The sequence below is a fragment of the Clostridium pasteurianum DSM 525 = ATCC 6013 genome (assembly GCF_000807255.1).
Taxonomy (GTDB): Bacteria; Bacillota; Clostridia; order Clostridiales; family Clostridiaceae; genus Clostridium_I; species Clostridium_I pasteurianum.
This window is the reverse complement of record NZ_CP009268.1, coordinates 2,133,762-2,157,361: the sequence shown is the minus strand read 5'-3', so window position 1 is coordinate 2,157,361 and position 23,600 is coordinate 2,133,762. Positions and strand designations below refer to the sequence as shown.

The window sequence follows — 23,600 nt, the reverse complement described above, 5'->3', positions numbered from 1 at the left end:
TAATGTATAATTTTAATTGCAACTTATATATAAATAATAAATATAAGGGGGAATAAAAATGAGTGAATTATTAAAAAATGAAGCATTAAAGAATTTATTTGAAAGAAGAAGCATTAGAAGTTTTAAAAGTGAGCAAATAAAAGATGAGGAATTAAAGGAGATATTGGAAGCAGGCAAATATGCTCCTAGTGCGGCTAATCAACAGTCTTGGCACTTTACTGTAATACAAAACAAAGAAATATTACAAAAGATAAATGATGTAGCAAAATCTGCATTTGAGAAATCTGGAATTAAAAGATATGAAGAAAGAGCAAAAGCAGAAGATTTTAGTGCTTTTTATAATGCTCCAACTTATATTATAGTATCTGCAGATGAAAAGGCAATTGCTCCAATTGCCGATAGTGCTCTTGCATTAGGAAATTTGTTTCTTGCGGCTGAGTCTTTAGGCATTGGATCTGTTTGGATACATGCTGTAAATTTTCTTTATACTACAGAGGAAGGAAAAGCTTTGTTTAAAGAATTAGGGATACCAGATGGTTATGTTACTTATGGGTCAGGGGCCTTTGGCTACAATGCTGGAGAAAAACCTAAACCTGCCCCAAGAAGAGAAGGAACTGTTAATATTATAAAGTAGATTAATTAAAATTACTAACTAGAAAAACTAGAGGTAGTATTGCATTGTAATACTACCTCTAGTTTTTGTATAAATAGGAGGTGGTAAATAATATTATGGAAGATATTTCTTTGAAAATACACGGAATGACCTGTTTTTTATGTTCTATTACAATTGAATCAAGTCTAGAAAAACTGGAGGGAGTTAACAAGGTAAATGTGAGTTATTCCACTGAAAAAGCTAAATTAGAATATGACTCAGATAAGATTCAGTTAGATAAGATTAAAAACGTAATAGAATCATTAGGTTTTTTAGTGGTAGGAAATGAAGAGGAAGATGATAGCAAAGAAATAAATTATGATTTAATGCAAAAAAATAAATTAAAAAATATATTTATAATATCTGCTATTTTAAGTTCTCCATTAATCTTAGCTATGATACTTGGAGGATTGGGATTTTGCCATGATTATATAGATCCTAATTCTACTACAAAAATTGGTAAAGTTATTGAATATGTAAGATGGAGAGCACTAATACTTCATGATTGGAGATTACAGTTTGCATTAGCTACACCGGTTCAATTTATAATAGGATTTAGATTCTATAGAAATTCATTTTATTCCTTGCGTGCTAAGGTTGCAACTATGGATTTACTTGTGGCCGTAGGCACTACAACAGCATATTTTTATAGCTTGTATATTGTGTTTTTTCAAAGACCATCTTTTCTTTATGGGATGCGGAATATATATTTTGAATCTTCAACTGTAATTGTAACACTTGTTTTACTTGGAAAGTATCTTGAAGCAATTGCCAAAGGAAAGACATCAAAAGCTATTAAAACATTAATGGGGCTTAAAGCCAAAAAAGCAAGAGTTTTAAGAAACAATATTGAAGTAGAGATAGCAATTGAAAAACTATTAGTAGGAGATATTGTCATTGTAAGACCAGGTGAAAAGATTCCAGTAGACGGAATAATTATAGAAGGTACTTCAACAGTTGATGAGTCTATGCTTACCGGAGAAAGTATGCCTGTAAAGAAAGCTAAAAAAGATTTTGTAACAGGTGCTTCTTTAAATAAAAATGGTAGCTTTAAATTTCAGACTACAAAAGTTGGTGAAGGAACAGTTCTTTCTAATATAATAAAGATGGTTGAAGAAGCTCAAGAAAGTAAAGCTCAAATACAAAAAATTACAGATAGAATATGTGGTTATTTTGTACCATTTATCTTTTTTGTAGCAGTTAGCACATTTTTAAGCTGGTATTTTATTATATATCATGGTCAATTATTGGATGTAGCTTTGATTAATGCTGTTTCAGTTTTAGTAGTTTCATGCCCTTGTGCACTTGGACTTGCTACACCTACAGCAATTATTGTTGGAATGGGTAAAGGAGCACAGAATGGAATATTAATTAAAAATGGTGAAGATTTAGAAAAAATGTGTAAAATAAATAGTGTGGTTTTTGATAAAACTGGTACTATTACAGTGGGAAGGCCAGAGGTAACTGATTTAATTATATTAAATAAAAACTATGGATATGATGAAAAAAAAATAATACATATTGCTGCTGCGGCTGAAAAAAATTCTGAACATCCTATAGGTACAGCTATATATGAAAATAGAAAAGAAATAATAGATGAACAAAGTGAAGTGATTGAAAATTTTCAAGCTATACCGGGAAAAGGAATTAAAGCAATTATTAATGGTAAGAGCGTATTAATTGGAACAAATAAGCTTATGGAGGAAAATAAAATCAATATAGAGAATGCTGAGACAATTTTAGATTCACTCCAACAAGAGGGGAAAATTGCAGTACTTATGTCTATAGATAATAAATTAATTTCAATTCTAGCCCTTTCAGATAAAATTAAAGATAAATCTGAAAAAGTAGTTTTTTCTCTTAAAAAAATGGGAATGGATGTTTATATTCTTACTGGAGATAGTAAAAAAACAGCTTTTTCTGTAGCAAGTAAAATTGGTATAGAAAAGGTTATAGCAGAAGTTAAACCAGAAAACAAAGCACAGGTTATTCAAAATTTAGTTAATAGCGGTAAAGTTGTAGCTATGGTTGGAGATGGAATAAATGATGCACCAGCTTTAGCAACAGCAAATATAGGTTTTGCAATTGGTACTGGTACCGATGTAGCTATCGAAACAGGAGATGTAATCTTATTAAGAGATGATTTAAGTTCATTGCCATTAGCAATTAAATTGTCAAAGAAAACTATGAGTAAAATCAAACAAAATTTATTTTGGGCATTTATTTATAATTTGATAGGAGTACCTGTTGCTGCTACGGGTCATTTAAATCCTGTTTTAGCAGCAGCAGCTATGGGGCTAAGCTCAATATCTGTGTTAATTAATTCGCTAAGTTTAAAGAAATTTGAATTTCGTATTTAATGCATTGTAATTAAATCTAATTTAAAGATATTTATCCAAAATTTTAATTAAATAATAAATGTTAATTAATACTGACTAGATAACTAGAGGTAGCTTTGTAAATAAAAGCTACCTCTTTGTTACAGATACTAGTTATCGGATAAAAATATAAAAGTTATTTAAATTTTAATATTAATAAATGGAGGGTTTAATATGAAAAAGAAACTTAAAATCTTAGTTACATCTATAACCATTATTTTACTTGTATTATCACTAACGAGTTGTGGTAAAAGTGAAAATGCTACGGCAAAAAATGGGGATAAGGAACTGTTTACACTTAGGGTACCAACACAAACTGGTTTCAATGAAATCAATATTGCTGATGAACTTGGTTATTTCAAAGAACAGGGTATTAAAATTAAATATACAGGAGTGCTTAAACCTGGTATGACTGAATACCAACTTATTGCACAGGGAATAAATGACGTATTTACTGGAGGACATCCGCCAAATGTAGCACAAGCTAGATTGGCTGGAATAAAGGTTACAGCTGTAGCACCTGGTATGGTTGATAATAAAGAATTTCCACATGTAAGATACCTAGTAAAAAATGATAGTCCTATAAAGACATTAGATGATATTAATGGTAAAAAAGTTTCTATCTCTGGTGTTGCTGGATGCACAGATGGATATCTCAAATATTATTTCAAGCAAAAAGGAAAAACTGAAAATATAAAGTGGGTTACATTGCCAAATCCAGGACAGCAGGAACAATCTGTAGTGCAAGGACTAGTGGATGTTACAACCTCTCATCCTCCTTATGCGGGATTAGCAGTGGCTGCTGGAGGAGTGCGCCAAATTGCTACAAGCTGGGATATTCTTCATTCCCCTGGGGCAGGTCTTTCGGTACGTGGATTTAGTGATGAATTTATAAAAGAACATCCTGATGTAGTTAAGGGTTTTACTGAAGCATTATATAAAGCACATGTATATATAAATTCACATCAAGATGAATCTAAAACTATTATTGCCAAATGGTTAAAACTTAAACCCGAAGATTTAAGTGTATTCTGGTATGAGGAAAGTAAAACTATAAATCCAGAATATATAGAAAAATGGTTTGAAATATCTGAAAGTATAGGGTTATGGAAAAAGGGAGATATAAAACCTACTGATATTTACACTAATGATTATGCTCCAAAATAATATTTTTTTATTATATTGAGATCATATATATAAGTTATTTATAAACATAATTAAATAAAGATGAATAAAAAACTAAATAAAATTTTTACCTAGCTTTTATCCAATTAAATTTCATATAGATTTAAATTAAGAATAGTGTTAAAAATTACATGGGGGAGATATAATATGTTATTAAAAAATTTGAATGAAGGAAGTAAAATAGTGTTGAAAGATTCATATAGTAGAAATGGATCTTTATTAAAAATTTTTAGGAAAGTATATGAAGTGTTTTATAATCTACTGGCTGTATTTGTTTTTATTGGATTATGGGAGTTTATTTCTAGACTTGAAGTAATTAATCCTGTTTTTTTACCTCCTTTCTCAAAAATTGTTAGTGCATTCTTAGGGTTGTTTATTTCTGGTGACATATATGTAAATCTTTTTATAAGCATTCAAAGATCATTTATTGGTTTTTTTGCAGGACTTGCTGTAGCAATTCCTTTAGGATTGATAATAGGCTGGTTTAAAAGATTTGAGAGATTTATAGATCCTCTTATGCAAACTTTTAGAAATCTTTCAGTTTTAGCACTTCTGCCTGTATTTGTACTTTTCTTTGGAATAGGAGAAACTTCTAAAGTTATTGTAATAGCTTGGGCAGTTACATGGTCTGTACTTATAAATACAATTTCAGGAGTTAAAAATGTTGAGCCTCAACTTATAAAAGCTGCTAGATCTATGGGGGTTTCAAATTTATCTTTATTTAAAACGGTAATTTTTCCAGGAGCTTTAGCATCAATTTATACAGGTGTAAGACTAGGTGCAACAAGCTCTATTTTAGTATTGATTGCGGCTGAAATGCTTGGTGCTAATGAAGGATTAGGTTATTTACTGTATCTTTATCAATCAAACATGAAGATACCTGAAATGTTTTCAATTATAATTATATTGGCTTTGCTGGGGCTATTGGTAAATTACTCCTTGGTAGGTGTAGAGAAAAAATTATTCAAGTGGAAAGAAAGAGCATAAATGGCAATGATAAATATCTATTAAACACAGTATAATCTAGTTTGATTTTGTGAAAATATGTAATTACATTAGTTGATTTTAATATAGCTTTATAAAAAACATACTCTAAACTATTTAATAGATCAGAGTATGTTTTTTGAGGAGCTTTATATAGAAGAATATCAGGATAGAATTAGTTGAGATTTTTTAAATATACCTTCTCTGTATCTTAAATTTTATAGCTTTTTCTATTTCCTCTAATTCTCGTTTATTTTTAGGATCTATAAACATGCAGGTATAGCCGTATTCACCAGCTCTTCCGGTTCTACCAATACGGTGAATATAAGACTCTGCACTTTCTGGAATATCATAATTATATATATGACTAACTCCACTTATATCTAATCCCCTAGCTGCAACATCTGTGGCTATTAAGTATTGAATGTCTCCATTTCTAAAAGATTTCATTATTCTTTCACGTTTTGACTGAATTATATCACTATGAAGTTTTACACAATCATATCCACGTCTATACAAGTCTACTTCAAGATCGTCAACTCTTCTCTTAGTTCTGCAAAATATTATAGCCATAAAGGGTTTATCTTCATCTAAAACACTACATAAAGCATCTTGTTTTTGTCTGTCTGTAGTTTCTACCACATATTGTTTAATATTATCCAGTGTAATTTTCTCTTTTTTAGCAGTAACTATTAAGGGATCCTTCATATATCTATAGGCTAGTTTTTTAACTTCAGCATTCATAGTTGCAGAAAAACATAATGTTTGACGTTTTTTAGAAGTTTCCTTTATAATATTTTCAATATCATTTTTAAAACCCATAAGTAGTATTTGATCGGCTTCATCTAGTACTAAAGTCTTTAAATTCATGAGGTTTATTGTTTTTCTGGCAAGATGATCTAAAAGTCTGCCTGGGGTCGCTATAATTAAATGGATACTTCCCTTTAATTTTTTCATTTGAGATCCTATATCTTTACCACCATAGGCTGCCAAAATATTGATATCTTTAGCTTCTTTAAGTTTCATAGCTTCTTCAGTTATTTGAATTGCAAGCTCTCTTGTGGGGGTTACAATCAAGGCCTGAATTGCTGAAGAATTAACTGATATATTCTCAAAAATAGGCAGTAAGAAAGCAAGAGTTTTTCCAGTACCTGTTTGTGCTTCTGCTATAATGTCTCTTCCATTTTTAATAAATCTAATACTTTCTTTTTGAATCACTGTTGGTTCAGTAATGCCTGTTTTCTTTAATGTATTTATTATATCCTCACTAATTCCCAATTCTTTAAAATTCATTTTCATATACCGTCCATTCTCAGGTATATTTAGAAAATAATCAATCAGCATGCTAGTCTATTCTGCATAATGTATTTATTTCCATATACCTTATTCATATTTTTATAAATCATCTAATAATATCACATTGTTGAGATTATTACTAATATAAATAAAATGCATTTTCATCAGCTGACATCTGTAGAATATGGTATTTACGTAATAAATATTATGTAAATTAAATCAAATGTAAACTAGATTAAATCCAAACTTTATAATAAAATTCTTAAATTATAAAAAATTAATTAAGCACATATCTAAAAATAGTAATTTAAACAACCCCATTATTTGAATCTGTAAATATTTCATCTAAAAAAACTATTATTTCTATGTGGTTAAAAATTTTATGATTAGGCATATGAAAATAAATAATAAGTCAAAGATGCGACGGATATTTTAAATCCAACAAGGAAACAGGTTCCGCAAATAGTGAGTTATTTAAGGGTTCTGTTAACGCAGTAGGATTCAAAATACACTAGCATACTGACTAGTTATTTATTTGAATGTGCCTAAGTTACTACTGAAAATTTATATTAATAAATCTATTTATACTTAAAGATTTTAAATATTTATTTGAAAACTTGTTTATAATGTATAATAATAAATATATATTATAGTTTTAAACGAGGTGCCAAAATTGATAAATGAAGCATTAAATACATTACAAAAATATTATGGATACAAAGAATTCAGAAAATCACAAAGTGATATAATTGATAGTATATTATGCAAAAAAGATACTTTAGCTATTATGCCTACAGGAGGAGGTAAATCTATCTGTTATCAGATACCAGCATTATTGTTTAATGGTATTACTATTGTGATTTCTCCATTAATATCTCTTATGAAGGATCAAGTAGACAATATAAAAGATTTGGGTATAAATGCTGAATATATAAATAGCTCTTTAACTGTTAAAGAAACTCATTCAATTATTGAAAAATTAAATAATAATGAAATAAAAATACTCTATTTAGCACCAGAAAGATTAGAATCAATAGATTTCTGTAATCTTATAAGAACATTAAATATATCTCAAATAGCTGTAGATGAAGCTCACTGTGTATCCCAGTGGGGACATGATTTTAGAACAAGTTACAGATACATAAGTAAATTTATAAAAAGTCTTTCAAAACCTCCTGTAGTAACTGCTTTTACTGCTACGGCTACAAGGGAAGTACAAAATGATATAATAAAACTTATAGAACTCAATAATCCAGAAGTTTTTATATCGGGATTTGATAGAGAAAATTTAAAAATAAATGTATTAAAAATACCAGGAAGATTAAAGTATGTATTAGATTATGTAAATAAAAATAAAGATCAATCTGGAATAATATATGCATCTACTAGAAAAGAAGTAGATAATATTTATGAAAATCTTGTTGAAAGTAGTGTGTCTGTTTCAAAATATCATGCAGGTTTATCAGATGCTGAAAGAAAACAAAATCAAGAAGATTTTGTATATGATAGAGTAGGAGTTATGGTAGCTACTAATGCCTTTGGTATGGGAATTGATAAATCAAATGTACGTTTTGTAATCCATTATAATATGCCTAAAAATATTGAAAGCTATTATCAGGAGATAGGAAGAGCAGGTCGTGACGGCGAAAAAAGTGAATGTATTTTATTATTTTCACCTCAGGACATTATGACGCAAAAATATTTAATTGAATTGGGAACTCAGAATCCTGAGAGAAGAATAAATGATTATAAAAAGCTTCAGAATATGATTGATTTTGTACATCACAATGGATGCCTTAGAAAATATATATTAAATTATTTTGGAGAAGAAACTCCCTATGACAATTGCAATAATTGCAGCAGTTGTTTAACGGAGGGAGAAATGGTAGATAAAACTTTGGAAGCACAAAAGGTGCTATCCTGTATATATAGAATGAGAAGAGATTTCGGAGTAAATACAATTGTAGATGTACTAAGGGGTTCTTCTCAAAAGAAAATATTACAGTATAGATTTAATGAACTGTCAACCTATGGATTAATGAAAAATTATTCTAAAAAGAATTTAGCAGAATTCATAAATACTCTTATATCTCATGGGTTTATAAACTTAAAAGAAGGAGAATATCCTACAGTTGTACTTAGTAATAAATCTATGGATGTTTTAAAAGGTCATGAAAAAGTAGTTTTTAAGGAATCCATTGAGGCTAAAAAAATATCTGAAGATAATGAACTATTTGAAATCTTGAGAAATCTACGTAAAGAAATAGCTGTAAAAGAGGGTATTCCTCCCTACTATATTTTCTCTGATAATACGTTAAAGGAAATGAGTTTAAGATATCCTCTAGATAAAGACCATATACTTGATATATCGGGAGTGGGCCAGGTTAAATATGAAAAATATGGAGAAACTTTTTTAAATATAATAAATGAATATGTAAACAAAAATAATATTGAAGTAAATTGGACTGAAAAAATAGAAAACAAGATATCCCATGCAACTAAAGCAGTAAATAAAAAAGAAAAAACTCATGAAATAACTATTGATATGATAAAATCTGGTAATAGTATAAAGGATATTGCCAGCCAAAGAAATCTTACTATAGGTACTATACTTACACATATAGATAAATATTTTAGAGAGGGCAATGCAGAAAAACTTAACATTAATTTTGATGGTATTTTTACAGAAGAACAGGAAAAAAGCATTATTTCAGCTGTTGACAAATTAGGAGTAGAAAGACTTGCACCAATAAAAGCTGAAGTATCTGATGAAATAAGTTATGATGCTATAAAAGCTGTAATATTAAAAAATTATTTAACAAATAGAAACAATTTACAATGAAAGGATAGTAAAATCAATTGAGATATGTTATAGTAAATGCATTAAATGGGAAAGCTTTAAAATTTCATGATAAATTGACAACAGAAGTCTGCAGTAAATTTAATTTAAAAAGGACTAAGTTACCTGGCCATATTACTTTGAAAGCTCCTTTTGAAAGTGAAAATATAGATGAGTTAATAAACATGCTTGAATCTCTTGTAAAAACTAATAATAAAGCACCAATATCCGTTCATGGATATGATCATTTTAGAAATGATGTTGTATTTATGAAAACAATATTTTCAAAAGAAGCAAATGGAGTATATAATGAATTTTATAAACTCCTTAAAACTTTAAGCTGGCTTCAGTGGAAGAAAAATGAAGATTCTCAAAGAATTTTTCATACCACTATAGTTTCAAAGAAAATAAAAAATAAATTTAATGAAATATGGGAATATATAAATGAATTCCAATGTAATTTCCATATATATTTTGATAATATATCCATTTACATATGGGAAGAAAATACATGGAGACTATATAAAAAATTTTTGCTTAAAGACAATAATGAGACAATTTATTAAAACAAATATAAAAAATTACTGGACATAATATTTATGCCAGTAATTTTTTTCAGGTATATTTCTCTACTTTTAAAATTTTTTAACTTTCGGCAGCAGTATTGTTGTATATTTGTATATTATTTATATTATAATCTTGATTATTTAATACATTATTGCTTATTTCAATGGCTTCATCTACTGAACTGCAAAAATTTTTTTCGCCAATCATATCTACAAAACCATATTTTTTAAGCATTGCAAATGGCTGAATTTGAATTTTTAGTATAATTAATTTTGTATTATGTCTTTTGCATATATCATTTAACATTTCAAAAGAGTGATAAGCTGTAGAATCCATAAATGGAACCTTACTCATTTTTATTATTAATACTTTGGGAGGTATACCCATTTCTCTTATGACAGTAATAAATTTATTTGCAGCTCCAAAGAAAAAGGCACCACTTATTTCATAAATAGAAATATGATCAGACAATTTTACATTTTCTATAAATTCACTGACATCTTTGTTTTTATCATCATCTAATAGGTATTTGATTTCTGTAAGTTCTCCCATTTTCCTCATAAATAAGAAGGAAGAAAGAACTACACCTATTCCTATAGCTACCACCAGATCTAAAAAAACAGTCAATAAAAATGTAACTATAAAAAGCAGGAAATCACTTTTAGGTGATTTAAATACTAGTTTAAAAGCTTTCCAATCTCCCATGTTATATGCAATCACTACAAGCACTGCAGCTAAGGATGCCATAGGAATCAATTTAACATAGGGAATAAATAACAACATAATAATTAAAAGTGTAATTGCATGAACTATTCCTGCTACTGGAGTTCTTCCACCATTCTTAATATTTGCTGCTGTTCTGGCAATAGCTCCCGTAACTGGTATACCTCCAAAAACTGCTGAAAAAACATTAGCAAAACCTTGGGCTATTAGTTCCATGTTAGAACGGTGATTCCCGCTAATTATTCTATCTGATACTACTGCTGATAATAGTGATTCAACAGAACCAAGAATTGCAATTGTCAAAGCTGGAAGCATTAATTCATTTATCATAGCAAAATTGATATTTGGGAAATTAGGCCGTGGAAGAGATGAAGAAAGATTTCCAAACTGACTTCCTATGGTTGTAACATTTAATTTAAAAAATGCTGCAACTAAAGTTACTGTTATTATGGCTATAAAGGCCCCAGGGATTCTTTTATTCAACTTTGGCCATAATATAATTATTGCAATAGTTAAAAGAGATATTAATAAGCTTTGAAGATTAATGGTATGAAAGTTATTAAAATATGCCATTAGTTTTTCTATAAAATGAGACGGTACATTTTTCATATGTAATCCAAAAAAATCTTTTATTTCTGTGGATAAAAGAACTACTGCTATACCATTTGTAAATCCAGTTGTTATGGAAGAAGGTATGTATTTTATTAAACTGCCAAATTTTAATAGACCCATTATAATAAGAAAAATTCCTGCCATTATAGTTGCTATAAACAATCCTTCTATGCCAAATTTTTCTATTATTCCATATACAATAACAACAAAAGCCGCAGTAGGACCACCGATTTGGACTTTACTTCCCCCAAGCAATGATACAATAAATCCTCCAATAATGGCAGTATAGAGACCTTTTTCTGGCGAGACACCAGAAGCAATTGCTAGAGCTATGGATAGGGGAAGTGCAATAATGGCAACTATGATACCCGATATAAAATCCTTTATAAATTGTTCTTTAGTATAGCTTTTTATGCATGTAATTGATTTTGGAATTAGCACATTATCACTCCTTACATAAAATTTTTATAATTAGTTAGTATTCGAATGTTGAAATAAGTTACATGAATAATGATATCTTATTTCATATAAATTAACAACATTTTTTTATAAATTAATGTTTGCTTTAATATTTTAATCTATGTTAAAATTAATTTGTTTGCTTTATAATGTATCAATTTCTTATTTTATTATGAAAGGATATAATATGAAATTAAAAAATAAACTATTTGATATTCATAGGTTTTATAATCTATCAAGATATTTATTTTTAAATATAGAATGGAATTATAATAATTTTGTAAGTAAAACAGATATAACATTACCTCAGCTGAGAGTATTATGGATTATCAATATATTTAAAGGAATATCCCTTAAAGAGATAGCAAAAATAGGATGTTGGTCTCCACCTACAGTAACAAAAATATTAAAACTTTTAATGAAAAAAGGATTAGTTTTACGTGAAAAAACTGAAAATAAAAAATTATATACTTTAAATATCACTGAAGCAGGGCATAAATTAATTAGAGTGAACAAAATGAAAAAACAGGATGACACTGCATTACTTCAATTAATTTATTATGTTAATGAAGATGATTTGAATTTTGCTATAGAAATATTAAAACTAATAACTATCAATTCAACTAATACTTTTTTATTTGAATATATAGAAAAACTAAATAAATTAGAACTAAAAGTTGATTTTAGTAATTTTAACTGTAGAGAAAAACTTATTATTGAAAAGCTAATTTTATTTTATAATCTATTAAGAATTTTTATACTGACTTTAGTAAATAATCATCGAAATTTACTTTCTGATTTTAAACTTACTTATCCTCAGCTTAGGGCTCTATGGATTATTGATGCATTTCCCGGCATTACTTCAGCTAGATTGAGTAAAATTATTTATCTAGCTCCATCTACAGTTAATGTTATAGTAAAAAAACTTTATGAAAAGAATTTAATATATAAAGAAAAATCTAAATTAAAAAATTCACTTTTTTTATATATTTCAGAAAAAGGAGAAGGATTACTTATTAAAGAATTTAATATAAATCAAAAGAGTTTTTTAATATATAAAAATTTAGAATTTTTATCGGAAAATCAATTGTTTAAATTGAATAAATTTATGTTAAATTTAAACTTAGTTTTAAAAAATGATTTTGTTAAAGAATATATTGATGAGACTTTTTCAGTGATAGAAAAGAGACTTTACCCCAATATTGCTTGTGTTCACAAGAATTTATAATATAAAAATAATAAATATTTTTGTGTATCTTCTAGATAATTAATAATTAAACTTGGTGTGAGGCCGCTACACTCACACCAAGTTTAATTATTATATAGGAATGCAACTGTATCCTATTATAATATTATATTTCTAATGCTGATTGTATTTTTGTAATACTTTTCTAAATTCTTCTCCTTCACCTATGGACAGATATACTGTTTCTCCATTTTTTATCATTGATTTATAAGCATAGGCTTCATTTGAATCTTTAGGCCCAGCTATAACATATTCATTCCCATCTACTTTAATAGAATCAATAAATTCTAAATCTACTTTTTCACCTTTTTGATTTATTACAGAAATTAATCTATTGGTTTCCATATAAATACCACCTTTCTCTTATTTATATATTGTCTATAAAAGAAAGTTTTATACTAAATTTAAATAATTAAAAATATTTTAAAAGAATTAAAGTTTATCTATTCTCAATAGATTTCCCTTTTTTCTTTAAGAAACTTAGTAACTCACTAGGGCTTCTATTTATAATAAGTTCCTCTGGCATATCAATATCCTTTAATATTTTTAATGCTGCATCAAAATTTCCAATACTAAAACAGGAATGTGCATCACTATTCAATATTATTTTTACATTATTTTCTTTACATAGACGGGCAATTTTTGAACAGGTTTTTTCACTTCCTATTCTTGATCTAATAAAAGAACTATTATTTATCTCAATAAGTACATTTTTTTCTTTAGCTTTTTTAACAAGTTCTTCTGCATGAATTGGAAAAGCTGGATTACCAGAGTGACCTATAATGTGTACGTTAGGATTATTCATAGCATTTAAAAAAGCTTTAGTATTTAAGTCTGGATCATCAACAGGTTTCATTACAGGATCATGTATACTAGCTATCATAATATCAATTTGCTCTTGTCTTTGCAGTGGCAAATCTATATTTCCATCATAATCAACAATATTAGCTTCACAGCCATACAGCATAGTAACTCCATAAATTTCTCTTGGAAGAGCTTTAAAATTTCCAAAATACCACTCATGAGGTGCATCAGGCATACTTGGAGCATGATCTGTAGTACCTAAAATTTTAAGGCCAATTTCACTAGCATATTTTGCATTTTCTAATAGAGTAGTATAAGCATGACCACTAGCTACTGTATGTGTGTGTATATCTATAGGATATTTCATTAATTATTCATTCCTTTCAATTAAAATATGTTTAAAGTTAAATACTAAAAAAGTTATTTAATTTTAAATCCCCATTTTAAATTATAACTTAAAAATTATCTATTTGCATGAATTTAAGGTTAAATGTATTTATTGCATACAAAATATTTATTTATAACAAATATAATTATTTCTATAGTTATAAAATATTTCTGCAGCTTTGTTGTCTTTTATGGTCAAATTGTTTAGTAATTGCTATAATATTGTTAAACGGATGAAAACTAAAAACTATAGAGGCAAGTGCTAGAATTTTACAAAGTGTGATGATAGTATTATAAATGTTAGTAATACGATAAAATTATAAATATTATTATATGAAAGGAAAATGTATATTTAGTAAAAAAGTATGAGAAATAAATTCTCTTACTAAATATTAAAAAACAAATTATGGAAGTTAGAAAATGTAAAATAGGAAATATGGAGAAGGTTACAATCAGACAAGTTAAAATAAATGATCTGGATTTTGTAGCAAAAGTAGAAGAAGTATGTTTCTCCAAGGCAGAAGCAGCTTCAAAGGAATCTTTAAAACAACGTATTAATACATTTTCAGAAGTTTTTTTTGTAGCAGAAATAAAAGGTGAAATTATTGGATTTATTAATGGCTGCGTTACTAATAAAACTACTATTCATGATGAATTATACAAAGACTCCTCACTACATATTCCTGATGGAGATTACCAAACTATTTTTGGACTTGATGTAGTGCCGGAGTATAGAAATCAAGGGATTGCAGCAAAACTGATGAATTATATGATAAAAGTATCCAAAGAATCAGGTCGTAAAGGTGTTATTTTAACTTGTAAGGATAAACTAATCCATTATTACGAAAAATTTGGATATATAAATAAAGGTTTATCTAAATCGGTGCATGGTGGAGCTGAATGGTATGATATGATTTTAGAGTTTTAATCGAAATAAAAATAGATATTAATATCTTGATATAAAAAATAAATTATACATTGGAGGGATAATTGTGGCTAGAATTATAAATACTTTTGAATTTCAAGATGAAGTTTTAAATAAATCGGGAATAGTAATTGTAGATTTCTTTGCTACATGGTGTGCTTCATGTAAAACATTAGATCCTATATTAGATGAAATATCTGTTTACCTGAAAGGAAAAGCGAAAATATTAAAATTAGATGTAAACAAAAGCCCAGAAATAGCACAAAAATATGAGGTATCTGGAGTACCGATTATGATACTTTTTAGAGATGGCAAAGCTATTGATAAAATAGTAGGTTTTCAGCCTAAATATGTTTTGAGGTCAAAATTACAGAATCTTTTATAAAAATTTCAATAATATCAATAGGCAAAAAAGTCAACGTAATTATAAAGCTTTATAGTTACGTTATTTTTATATACATAAAAAATCAGCTTAATGTTTTCTTAACATTAAATCTGATAAAATATTATAGGGGGATTTTAGAACTGCAAATGCATGGCTTACTTGGCGTCCAACTCCCATTCGAAGAAAAGCAGAAAACCAAAATCTTTTTTTGATTTTGTGTGAGGGCTGTACAGAGTGCGTTGGAGACTTATGCCAAGTTAGTCAGGTTAAAATTTAAAGAAGGTGAAGGATATGAATTTATTAATAGTAGAAGATGATAGAGAATTATGTGGTCTATTAAAAGATAGTTTAAAAAAATATAATTATATATGTGATACTGCTTATGATGGGGAAGAAGGGTTATATTATATAGGAATAAATGAATATGATGCAATTATTTTAGATATAAATTTACCTAAGATTGATGGGATAGCCCTTTGTAAAACTGCAAGAGAAAAACTTATAACAACACCAATAATAATGCTGACAGCAAGGACAGATACAGAAGATAAAATAATTGGGCTGGACAGCGGGGCAGATGATTATTTAGGAAAACCCTTTGCCCTTAAAGAATTAAGAGCTAGGTTACACGCTTTAATCAGGCGTAATTATAATAAGCCTTCTAATATAATTAAAATAGGAGAATTATGGATAAATACTAAGGAAAAAGCAGTGGAGTTAAATGAAGAAGAAATTGAATTAACTGCAAGAGAATATGATATTTTAGAATTATTGTGTTATAATTACCCAGGCATTTTGTCATCGGAGAAAATAATTGAACATGTATGGGGAGCAGAGGCTAATGAATTTTCTAATGTAATTAGAGTACATATTACCAACTTAAGGAGAAAATTAAAAAATAGTAATGGTGAAACTTTAATTGAAACATTGAGAGGAAAGGGATATAGAATATGCTTAAAATAAGAAATAGAATAGCATTATTATATAGTTTGCTTACTATTGCTTTGATCATTATTTGTTTGATTTTATTTTACTGTTTTTTAAAAATAAATATTAATAGGCAACCTATACTACCAAGTATCATATCTGACAAATCTTATGTATCTAGTATGAAAAAAGAAAATAAGGTAGCAAAAGCTAATGATGCAAATGATCAGATTACTATATCTTTAAAAGATAATAATATTAACAATAACATAGAAGAAAATCTAAATTTTAAAAACTGCCTTCTTATAATTCTAGATAAAAATAATAATGTCATTTATTCAGAACATTTACCAAATAATTTTGATGAAAATCTAATAAATAAAACTTATGGAACCAAAGGTGTAGAATTGAATTTTAAAAATATGAATATAAAAGATATTATAAATAATCATAATAAAAATAATATACTTATTATTGGAGATGGCAATAATAAAGTTGTTCGCTATCAAATATTATCTGATGATTTTCATCTATATAACAATGAAGATTCCACAAATGTTATAAACCTCACTTGGGGAAATTTTGAAAGTATATTTATGAATATTCTTTACAAAAGAATTATTATAGTTATTTTAATAGTAATAGCTATAATTTTAATGATAAATTTTGTTTTGAGCAGACAATATGCTTCCTTTGCATTAAAACCTTTAATTGAATTTACAGGAAAGGTTAGAAAACAGAAAAATTTTGAAACCATAGAGCTTATTGCCCCCGCAAAAACTAAAGACGAAATCTATGATTTAACAGTAGCTTATAATGACGCTTTGAGTAAAGTTAAATTATCTTACGAAAACCTGCAAAGATTAAATTCCTATGCTTCCCATGAGCTTAGAAATTCCTTAGCAGTTTTAAGAGCTAAAATAGAAATTGGAGAAGATACTAAGGAAATTACACAATATATAGATAGTTTAAATGGAATTATTACTGATATTTTAGCTATGTCTACTTCCAGCTTATCTAATAATGAAGAAAGAGTAGATTTAGCTTTAGTTTGCGCCAAGATAGTTGATGAATATACTGTGATTTTCAACAATATAAAATTTAATATGCCAGAAGAAGGTGTTGAAGTAATTAAGGGAAAGGAAATATGGATAGAAAGATGTATTGTTAATCTTATTGATAATGCTATGAAATTTGTAGATAAAAATAAAAATAATAATGAAATAAATATTGAAGTTTATGATAATGATACCAGAGTTATTGTAGAAGTTTACGATAATGGTATTGGTATTGATGAGTCTAAATTACATGAAATATTTACCCCCTACTATGGAACTAAAAAGCGAACAAGTACAGGTATAGGCCTTGCCTATGTAAAGCATGTAATGGACCTGCATAAAGGTAAAGTTTTAGTTGAAAGTAAAAAGGGAAAGTATTCCAAATTTTCTTTGGTGTTTATAAAATGATACTATATTTACTCTTAGAAGCTGACGCTTCGATTTTGGTACCATCTACAGCAATAAGCTCTTTCTCATATAATCCAAGAGCAATGCAATATTCTACAAACGATTGAAAAACCTTTGTTAAAGCATCAATATTATCTTTTCTAAAGTCTGAAATAGCCCTATATTTAGGTTGTACTCCATTTATCAGCCAGATAACTTCACGATTTATTTTTGCTTGCTTTGCAAGTTTACGTGAAGATCTTATTCCATTAAAATATCCGTAAACAAATAATTTAAGCATATCCATTGGGTCATACATAGGTCTTCCTGTAGTAAAATTATTTCCGATTTTGAAGCCTAAAGATTCTATATTTAAAGAATCAATTATCTTATCAATTATTCTAACTTCACTATCTGTACCAACATAATCTTCAATACATTCAATTCTTACTTGGCTCCTATCATTTCCTAAAATATAGTTCATAGTATGACCTCCATATACTAAAATTTCTATATCTATTCTACCATTTTATCAAGACTCTTTGTAGATATTATGGCTACTTTTCGCCCAGCCTGCCGGTGGCTATGAGCACCATTTATGAGGTCTAAAACCCCCGACTTGAGTCGGGAATCTTTAACAAACTCTATAGGGATTTTGTATATATTTGTTAAAACCCTGCAAGCTTTTGAAATCAAGGTATCACAAATTTCATGCGTTTGCCGTGGCAATTGAGTGATTAGAACTTTAGTCTAAATCTTTAGATGGCTTTAGTCTTAACAGCATCAGATATTAAAGAAGATTCGTTTGTAGACGTGTGGGCTAAAAAAGATGGAGACACAGTTACAGCTGCAAAGGTAATAGTATATATATTCAATTAAAGATTTATATTTTCATAGTTATTATATGTTTTATTGAAAATGTAGTAAATTATAGGTGTAATTAATAATGATTCTTCTAATACAGAAAAAATAATCAGATTTGCAAATATAGTATTTTTATATGCTAAAGCTATAATGCCAAGCAAGAAAGTTATCAGAAGAGAATAAAATTTAAGCTTTTTTCGCAATTTCTTACTCACAAGAGGTCGAGCTTCAGTGTCAGAAGGAGCATATAGAAAAACTATTATTAAACTTAAAGTAATACTAACTATAATCATTGTTTTATCTAGGAGAATATTCATGCTTAAATATACATTACCTAAAAATAATATTATATTAGTTGTAGTGCAATTTAAGTTAGATTCAGCATGTACACCAGAAGCAAACACCCTAATAGAAGCAAAACTTATTACAGCGATTAATGTATAAGTTGTTATTCCTAAAATAGATGCAATTATAAATAAAACAGTTAATTTAATCAAATTTACAAGGATTATCTCAACTCCATATTTTATTTTTTCTAATTCCTCTTCAGTCTTTTTTAGATTTTTAGATACAAATTTTATACATATTGTGCTTATTTTGTCAACTATATCCACTATAATAGCATCTCCTTACATATATTATGAATTTATACATAATATTATATCATAATATAGTTTTCTAATATAATAATTTAATAGTAAATAATATAATTTAATTAAAATATATATTATTTTGTAAAAATTATGTACATTAATTGAAAATTATTACTTAAATTGATATAATTTTTTATAATAAAGGTTTTAATAGTAATATTAGAAAATTAAGGGAGGCAATAATATGATGGATGTTATAATTTGTGAAGACAACAATGCTCAAAGAATACAAATTGAAAACATTATTATTGAAGAAATAAATAGCTCAAATTTGGATTTAAATATAACTCTTAGTACTTTTAGTCCTAAACAAATAATTGAATATATATCAAATTCTAAAAATACGAACTTTATTTATTTCTTAGATATTGAATTAAATAGTGAGATTAATGGAATAGAGCTTGCTACTGTAATTAGAAAATATGATCCTAAAGGATACATTATATTCGTTACATCACATGCAGAATTAACTTTATTAACTTTTGAATATAAAGTACAAGCTATGGACTATATACTTAAGTATAATACTGAAAATCTGAAGGCTAAGATTATTGAATGTTTAAAGGCAGCTTATAATAACTCCAAAAGACTGAAAAATATTGAAAAAAAATATATTTCTATAGATATTGGACATAAGATTGTAAATTTACAACCTGAAGAGATTCTTTTTTTTGAAACAGATAAAGATCATCGAATTAGATTACACACCTTGGATGAGAATATAGAGTTTTATTATTCATTAAAACAAATAGAAACATTAGTACCACCACATTTTTATAAATGTCATAGATCCTATATAGTCAATACTAGGAATATAAAATCAATTGATAAGGATAATTTTACTGTATATATGATTAATGGTGATAAATGCTATGTTTCAAAACGCTATATGAAGGGAATGCAAAAAAAATGTATGACATAATATATTATTTTTTATACTTACTTATTTTATCAGTAAATTTTCTAATTATATTTTGTAATTTTACCTCTAATAAAATTACAAAAGCTGCTATCTTTTATATATTAATAAATACTTTAATAGATTTAATTATTGTTGGAATAGGAAAAGAAATTTTATTACTTCCAATATCAACTGTAATTTTGACTTGTTTTAGTTTTATGAATTTCAGAAAAATATCTTATTCTATATTTATAGTTATTTTAACAGATCTTGTTTTTGCAGTTAGTGACGCTATTACTGCTTTTCTTGCAATTACTTTTTTCCATATAAATTTTAATAGCATATCAAAACGATCTTTAGCATACTTTGTTATCGCAATAATTATAACATTTATATCTTTCATTATAAGTAAATTATTGAAAAAAATATTGAACAAGGTGAATATTCATAGCTATGAAATTTCAAGAAATTTAAGAAATAGATTAGTTGTATTTTTTTATGCGGGATTTGTTTTAATCACGGTAAATGTAAATATATTTGAATACAAGTATTTTGCTAAAAACCTAGACAATTTTGTCGTAAATTTAAATGCTTTTAATACAGTAAGTAACTTTACTATTGTTATTATTTTATTATATTTAAATAATAAAATAATTAAAAATAAATTACTTCATGAATATAAGGATAAAGAATTAAAGCATCTTAAAGAATATATGGTACTATGTCAAGAAAAAGTACAAATTAAAATGAGAAAATTTCTAAATTATTTTTTGAAATTAGCCTGTTAGTAACATAGTAGATTTTTTATTTTTTCTGTAAGCTTTTTCGAATTCATCTGGTGACATATAGTTACAGTGACTGTGAATTCTTACGGTATTATAAAATGCTTCAATATACTCAAATACAAGATCATAGGCATGCACGTAGTTCTTAATTTTAAAGCGGTTTATCCACTCACGTTTAATAAGAGCATGAAAAGACTCAATGCATGCATTATCCCAAGGAAAAGCTTTTTTAGAATAACTTGTTTGCATATTAGCAGTAGCTTTTCTATATTCACTAGAAACATATTGGCTGCCACGGTCACTGTGGATAATTACAGGGTTAATCATTTGCCTTGAGTTTTTGGCTTTATTGATTGTTTCAACAACACAGGAAACATCTAAAGTCTCTGTAAGATTCCATGCTATAATTTTTCTTGAGTATAGATCCATAATGCTTGTAAGATATATAAAACCTGTATTGGTCCAAAGATACGTAATATCTGTGCACCAAGCTGCATTGGGCTGAGAAGGGTTAAACTGCTCATTTAGAATATTTTCAAGCTTATTGCTGAAATCGGAATCTTTTGTAGTTACAGTATAAGGCTTTATATATTCGGCTTTTATTCCAATCTCTCTCATGTATTTTCCAACAGTGCGTTCTGATATTTTTATACCAGCATTGTGTATTTTTTCAGTTATTTTAGGAGCTCCATAAATTTGGTGTGATTTGTTATATATCTCATTGATTCTTTTTTTTACAGATTCCTTTCTTATTTGTTGATTAGATGGAAGTCGGTGCAGCCATGAATTATAGCCTGAACGTGAAACGCCTAATACACGAAGCATCCCGCTGACAGAAACGCGGCGTTTCCCCTTGACTCTCTGACCCCATAATAACCTTCGACAAAATCTAACGAGCATGGTAGTATAAAAATACACAGTGGAGGTTAGAACTATGGGAAGAAGAAAGTATACTTTAGAGGAAAAAATTAAAATAGTTGAAGAATTAAATAAAGGGTTAACTAATGCACAAATATGCAAAAAATATGAAATTACATCATCAACATTATCTACATTTAAGAAGCAACTTAATGTAATTAATGCAACAGAGCCAAAGGATAAAAAGGCTACGCCTAAAGAAAAAGCTCTAGAAGAAGAAAACCGTAAACTTAAAGAGCTTATTGGCAAAAAAGAGCTAGAACTTGATATGCTTCAAGAATTATTAAAAAAAAAGAATTACCTACGTTAGAAGATAAAAAGACTCTTGGAATAAAATATACTGGAAAGGGACTTAAGATCTCTAGAGCATGTAGGCTATTACAAATATCAAGAACATCATTTTACCCAAGGAAAAAACTTGTTGTGGATAAAAAATCATCAATAAGAAATGTCGGTAGACCAATACCTGGTTTTTCATATGGAATAAACAACTGCATTGTTGATGACTCTGTTATTGAAACTCTTTTACATGAGGCATGTGAAAAATATCCATTCTATGGCTATAAAAAAGTAACTTGTATACTCCGTAGGAGTCATGGACTTCAACTTAATGCCAAAAAAGTATATAGATTAGCTAAAAAGCTAGGATTGCTTCTTCCATATGTAAAACACACTAAGCAAGGACATCTTGCTATCGCAAGAGATGTAAAAGCTATAAATAAATTATGGCAAATTGATATAAAGTATGTAAAAGCTTTAAATGGACAGTTTATAATGCTTACTGATATTATTGACGTTTATTCTAGAAAATTAGTTGGTAGAGAAATTACACCAACTGCTACCACAGAAGATGCAAAAACAGCTGTAAAAAGAGCACTTATAGAGAATAATGTTACTTCAAATATAGTTTTAAGAAGCGATAATGGTCCCCAGTTTACATCTGTAAAATTTGAACAATTCTGCAAAACAAATAATATATATCATGAGCTTATCCCAACAAGCTCACCTAACTATAATGCACATATAGAGTCCTTTCATTCCTTACTTTCTAAGGAGTGCATTAGTTGGAATGAGATTAGGAACTTTACTCACGGGTATATGCTTATTGATGAGTATATAGAGTTCTATAATGAAGAAAGAATTCATGGAAGCTTAAATTATTTAAGTCCAAATGAGTTTATAAGAAAATCTATAATATAGTTAGCATTCGTTAGCTTTTGTTGAAAATAAAGGGGTCAATCCGTTGAGGTATTCACATTTATTTTCAACCTCAAGATATATTGTTTCCGTCACTTTCCCAGAATGCTTATGGCTTTTTTTAGTACATCTAGAGCATCCTCCGTATCACGAAGTTTACGTCTTAACTGCGCAATCTCTTTTTGATCATCGCTTGCATAATTACCAGAACCTCGTACTTGAATTCCATTTTCACTTTGAGATTCTTTTACCCATTTTCTAAGAGTACTGATGCCTATACCAAGATTCTTTGCACAGCCTTTTACACCAAGATCCTTATGTCCTAAATAATACTGCACAGCATCTTCCTTAAACTGTTTATCGTGTTGTTTTGCCATGATTAAGTTCCTCCCATTTATTATCTTTATTTTAATACTTTTAAGGAACTTTCTCAATTTCTATTGTACTATTTTTATTCTAGCATCAATA

The 23,600-nt window shown here is 27.8% G+C and carries 23 protein-coding genes; 15 read left to right on the top strand and 8 right to left on the bottom strand.

What is annotated here, in order from left to right; genetic code table 11:
• Nucleotides 1-58: 58 nt before the first annotated feature.
• The 4 genes from CLPA_RS09785 to CLPA_RS09770 all read left to right on the top strand — a co-directional run bounded on the left by CLPA_RS09785 (nucleotide 59) and on the right by CLPA_RS09770 (nucleotide 5,202).
• Nucleotides 59-634: a nitroreductase family protein gene (locus CLPA_RS09785; RefSeq protein ID WP_003442304.1), complete on the top strand. Its 576-nt coding sequence runs from the start codon at nucleotides 59-61 to the stop codon at nucleotides 632-634.
• A 92-nt stretch (nucleotides 635-726) separates the two neighbouring features.
• Entirely contained in the window at nucleotides 727-3,012 is a 2,286-nt protein-coding gene (locus CLPA_RS09780; protein ID WP_034830219.1) for a heavy metal translocating P-type ATPase, read from the top strand.
• 192 nt (nucleotides 3,013-3,204) lie between these two features.
• Nucleotides 3,205-4,197 (top strand): ABC transporter substrate-binding protein, encoded by a 993-nt coding sequence (locus tag CLPA_RS09775; RefSeq protein ID WP_003442309.1) that lies wholly within the window; start codon nucleotides 3,205-3,207, stop codon nucleotides 4,195-4,197.
• A 165-nt stretch (nucleotides 4,198-4,362) separates the two neighbouring features.
• Nucleotides 4,363-5,202 (top strand): ABC transporter permease, encoded by an 840-nt coding sequence (locus CLPA_RS09770; protein WP_003442311.1) that lies wholly within the window; start codon nucleotides 4,363-4,365, stop codon nucleotides 5,200-5,202.
• 186 nt (nucleotides 5,203-5,388) lie between these two features.
• Here CLPA_RS09770 and CLPA_RS09765 read toward each other — a convergent pair whose 3' ends face one another.
• Complete coding sequence (locus CLPA_RS09765) at nucleotides 5,389-6,492, bottom strand: DEAD/DEAH box helicase (protein WP_003442313.1); 1,104 nt, start codon at nucleotides 6,490-6,492, stop codon at nucleotides 5,389-5,391.
• Nucleotides 6,493-7,171: 679 nt separating this feature from the next.
• On the opposite strand from CLPA_RS09765, the gene recQ reads away from it, so the two are divergent.
• Both recQ and CLPA_RS09755 read left to right on the top strand, forming a co-directional pair.
• Nucleotides 7,172-9,337, top strand: a complete 2,166-nt coding sequence (gene recQ, locus CLPA_RS09760) for a DNA helicase RecQ (RefSeq protein ID WP_034830221.1) — start codon at nucleotides 7,172-7,174, stop codon at nucleotides 9,335-9,337.
• A 17-nt stretch (nucleotides 9,338-9,354) separates the two neighbouring features.
• Complete coding sequence (locus CLPA_RS09755) at nucleotides 9,355-9,900, top strand: 2'-5' RNA ligase family protein (RefSeq protein ID WP_003442317.1); 546 nt, start codon at nucleotides 9,355-9,357, stop codon at nucleotides 9,898-9,900.
• A gap of 79 nt (nucleotides 9,901-9,979) precedes the next feature.
• Here CLPA_RS09755 and CLPA_RS09750 read toward each other — a convergent pair whose 3' ends face one another.
• Nucleotides 9,980-11,677 carry a SulP family inorganic anion transporter gene (locus CLPA_RS09750; protein WP_003442320.1) on the bottom strand — a complete coding sequence of 566 codons (1,698 nt, stop codon included), beginning with the start codon at nucleotides 11,675-11,677 and terminating at the stop codon, nucleotides 9,980-9,982.
• Nucleotides 11,678-11,882: 205 nt separating this feature from the next.
• Here CLPA_RS09750 and CLPA_RS09745 point away from each other — a divergent pair, with 205 nt between their 5' ends.
• Nucleotides 11,883-12,923 (top strand): MarR family transcriptional regulator, encoded by a 1,041-nt coding sequence (locus tag CLPA_RS09745; RefSeq protein WP_003442322.1) that lies wholly within the window; start codon nucleotides 11,883-11,885, stop codon nucleotides 12,921-12,923.
• Between the two features lie 132 nt (nucleotides 12,924-13,055).
• On the opposite strand, the gene CLPA_RS09740 is transcribed toward CLPA_RS09745, so the two are convergent.
• Together CLPA_RS09740 and CLPA_RS09735 are read right to left on the bottom strand one after the other, a co-directional pair.
• Nucleotides 13,056-13,286: a DUF1292 domain-containing protein gene (locus tag CLPA_RS09740; protein ID WP_003442324.1), complete on the bottom strand. Its 231-nt coding sequence runs from the start codon at nucleotides 13,284-13,286 to the stop codon at nucleotides 13,056-13,058.
• Between the two features lie 94 nt (nucleotides 13,287-13,380).
• Nucleotides 13,381-14,112 carry a phosphatase gene (locus CLPA_RS09735; RefSeq protein WP_003442326.1) on the bottom strand — a complete coding sequence of 244 codons (732 nt, stop codon included), beginning with the start codon at nucleotides 14,110-14,112 and terminating at the stop codon, nucleotides 13,381-13,383.
• Between the two features lie 426 nt (nucleotides 14,113-14,538).
• Here CLPA_RS09735 and CLPA_RS09730 point away from each other — a divergent pair, with 426 nt between their 5' ends.
• From CLPA_RS09730 to CLPA_RS09715, 4 genes are all read left to right on the top strand, one after another.
• Entirely contained in the window at nucleotides 14,539-15,060 is a 522-nt protein-coding gene (locus CLPA_RS09730; RefSeq protein ID WP_003442328.1) for a GNAT family N-acetyltransferase, read from the top strand.
• 64 nt (nucleotides 15,061-15,124) lie between these two features.
• A complete protein-coding gene (gene trxA / locus CLPA_RS09725) occupies nucleotides 15,125-15,442 on the top strand; it encodes a thioredoxin (RefSeq protein ID WP_003442330.1) in 318 nt (105 codons plus the stop codon).
• Nucleotides 15,443-15,733: 291 nt separating this feature from the next.
• Complete coding sequence (locus CLPA_RS09720) at nucleotides 15,734-16,405, top strand: response regulator transcription factor (protein WP_003442332.1); 672 nt, start codon at nucleotides 15,734-15,736, stop codon at nucleotides 16,403-16,405.
• 146 nt (nucleotides 16,406-16,551) lie between these two features.
• A complete protein-coding gene (locus tag CLPA_RS09715; RefSeq protein WP_418219441.1) occupies nucleotides 16,552-17,835 on the top strand; it encodes a sensor histidine kinase in 1,284 nt (427 codons plus the stop codon).
• Here CLPA_RS09715 and CLPA_RS09710 read toward each other — a convergent pair.
• Nucleotides 17,825-18,298: a transposase gene (locus CLPA_RS09710; RefSeq protein WP_003442338.1), complete on the bottom strand. Its 474-nt coding sequence runs from the start codon at nucleotides 18,296-18,298 to the stop codon at nucleotides 17,825-17,827. The genes CLPA_RS09715 and CLPA_RS09710 overlap by 11 nt on opposite strands.
• A 391-nt stretch (nucleotides 18,299-18,689) precedes the next feature.
• A complete protein-coding gene (locus tag CLPA_RS09705) occupies nucleotides 18,690-19,292 on the bottom strand; it encodes an accessory gene regulator B family protein (RefSeq protein WP_003442341.1) in 603 nt (200 codons plus the stop codon).
• Between the two features lie 223 nt (nucleotides 19,293-19,515).
• On the opposite strand from CLPA_RS09705, the gene CLPA_RS09700 reads away from it, so the two are divergent.
• Nucleotides 19,516-20,253, top strand: coding sequence for a LytR/AlgR family response regulator transcription factor (locus tag CLPA_RS09700; protein WP_003442343.1), 738 nt, complete (start codon nucleotides 19,516-19,518; stop codon nucleotides 20,251-20,253).
• Nucleotides 20,254-20,450: 197 nt separating this feature from the next.
• A complete protein-coding gene (locus tag CLPA_RS09695) occupies nucleotides 20,451-21,020 on the top strand; it encodes a hypothetical protein (RefSeq protein WP_152414172.1) in 570 nt (189 codons plus the stop codon).
• Here CLPA_RS09695 and CLPA_RS09690 read toward each other — a convergent pair.
• Nucleotides 21,009-21,917, bottom strand: a complete 909-nt coding sequence (locus CLPA_RS09690; RefSeq protein ID WP_051035243.1) for an IS3 family transposase — start codon at nucleotides 21,915-21,917, stop codon at nucleotides 21,009-21,011. The two genes, CLPA_RS09695 and CLPA_RS09690, sit on opposite strands and share 12 nt — an antisense overlap.
• A gap of 34 nt (nucleotides 21,918-21,951) precedes the next feature.
• Here CLPA_RS09690 and CLPA_RS09685 point away from each other — a divergent pair, with 34 nt between their 5' ends.
• Together CLPA_RS09685 and CLPA_RS20450 are read left to right on the top strand one after the other, a co-directional pair.
• Nucleotides 21,952-22,245 carry a transposase gene (locus CLPA_RS09685; protein ID WP_003442347.1) on the top strand — a complete coding sequence of 98 codons (294 nt, stop codon included), beginning with the start codon at nucleotides 21,952-21,954 and terminating at the stop codon, nucleotides 22,243-22,245.
• Complete coding sequence (locus tag CLPA_RS20450) at nucleotides 22,215-23,135, top strand: IS3 family transposase (protein WP_143756622.1); 921 nt, start codon at nucleotides 22,215-22,217, stop codon at nucleotides 23,133-23,135. The genes CLPA_RS09685 and CLPA_RS20450 overlap by 31 nt, the downstream gene beginning before the upstream one ends.
• Before the next feature lie 89 nt (nucleotides 23,136-23,224).
• On the opposite strand, the gene CLPA_RS09675 is transcribed toward CLPA_RS20450, so the two are convergent.
• On the bottom strand, nucleotides 23,225-23,509 hold the full coding sequence (locus tag CLPA_RS09675; protein ID WP_003442353.1) for a transposase: 285 nt from the start codon (nucleotides 23,507-23,509) through the stop codon (nucleotides 23,225-23,227).
• Nucleotides 23,510-23,600 lie beyond the last annotated feature (91 nt).

Excerpts from the sequence above, each read along its gene's own strand:
- CLPA_RS09785 (WP_003442304.1), top strand. The coding sequence starts at position 59 with ATGAGTGAATTATTAAAAAATGAAGCATTAAAGAATTTATTTGAAAGA.
- CLPA_RS09775 (WP_003442309.1), top strand. The coding sequence starts at position 3,205 with ATGAAAAAGAAACTTAAAATCTTAGTTACATCTATAACCATTATTTTA.
- CLPA_RS09770 (WP_003442311.1), top strand. The coding sequence starts at position 4,363 with ATGTTATTAAAAAATTTGAATGAAGGAAGTAAAATAGTGTTGAAAGAT.
- CLPA_RS09765 (WP_003442313.1), bottom strand. The coding sequence starts at position 6,492 with ATGAATTTTAAAGAATTGGGAATTAGTGAGGATATAATAAATACATTA.
- CLPA_RS09745 (WP_003442322.1), top strand. The coding sequence starts at position 11,883 with ATGAAATTAAAAAATAAACTATTTGATATTCATAGGTTTTATAATCTA.
- CLPA_RS09740 (WP_003442324.1), bottom strand. The coding sequence starts at position 13,286 with ATGGAAACCAATAGATTAATTTCTGTAATAAATCAAAAAGGTGAAAAA.
- CLPA_RS09735 (WP_003442326.1), bottom strand. The coding sequence starts at position 14,112 with ATGAAATATCCTATAGATATACACACACATACAGTAGCTAGTGGTCAT.
- CLPA_RS09730 (WP_003442328.1), top strand. The coding sequence starts at position 14,539 with ATGGAAGTTAGAAAATGTAAAATAGGAAATATGGAGAAGGTTACAATC.
- CLPA_RS09720 (WP_003442332.1), top strand. The coding sequence starts at position 15,734 with ATGAATTTATTAATAGTAGAAGATGATAGAGAATTATGTGGTCTATTA.
- CLPA_RS09715 (WP_418219441.1), top strand. The coding sequence starts at position 16,552 with ATGAAAAAAGAAAATAAGGTAGCAAAAGCTAATGATGCAAATGATCAG.
- CLPA_RS09710 (WP_003442338.1), bottom strand. The coding sequence starts at position 18,298 with ATGAACTATATTTTAGGAAATGATAGGAGCCAAGTAAGAATTGAATGT.
- CLPA_RS09700 (WP_003442343.1), top strand. The coding sequence starts at position 19,516 with ATGATGGATGTTATAATTTGTGAAGACAACAATGCTCAAAGAATACAA.
- CLPA_RS09695 (WP_152414172.1), top strand. The coding sequence starts at position 20,451 with ATGAATTTCAGAAAAATATCTTATTCTATATTTATAGTTATTTTAACA.
- CLPA_RS09690 (WP_051035243.1), bottom strand. The coding sequence starts at position 21,917 with ATGCTCGTTAGATTTTGTCGAAGGTTATTATGGGGTCAGAGAGTCAAG.
- CLPA_RS09685 (WP_003442347.1), top strand. The coding sequence starts at position 21,952 with ATGGGAAGAAGAAAGTATACTTTAGAGGAAAAAATTAAAATAGTTGAA.
- CLPA_RS09675 (WP_003442353.1), bottom strand. The coding sequence starts at position 23,509 with ATGGCAAAACAACACGATAAACAGTTTAAGGAAGATGCTGTGCAGTAT.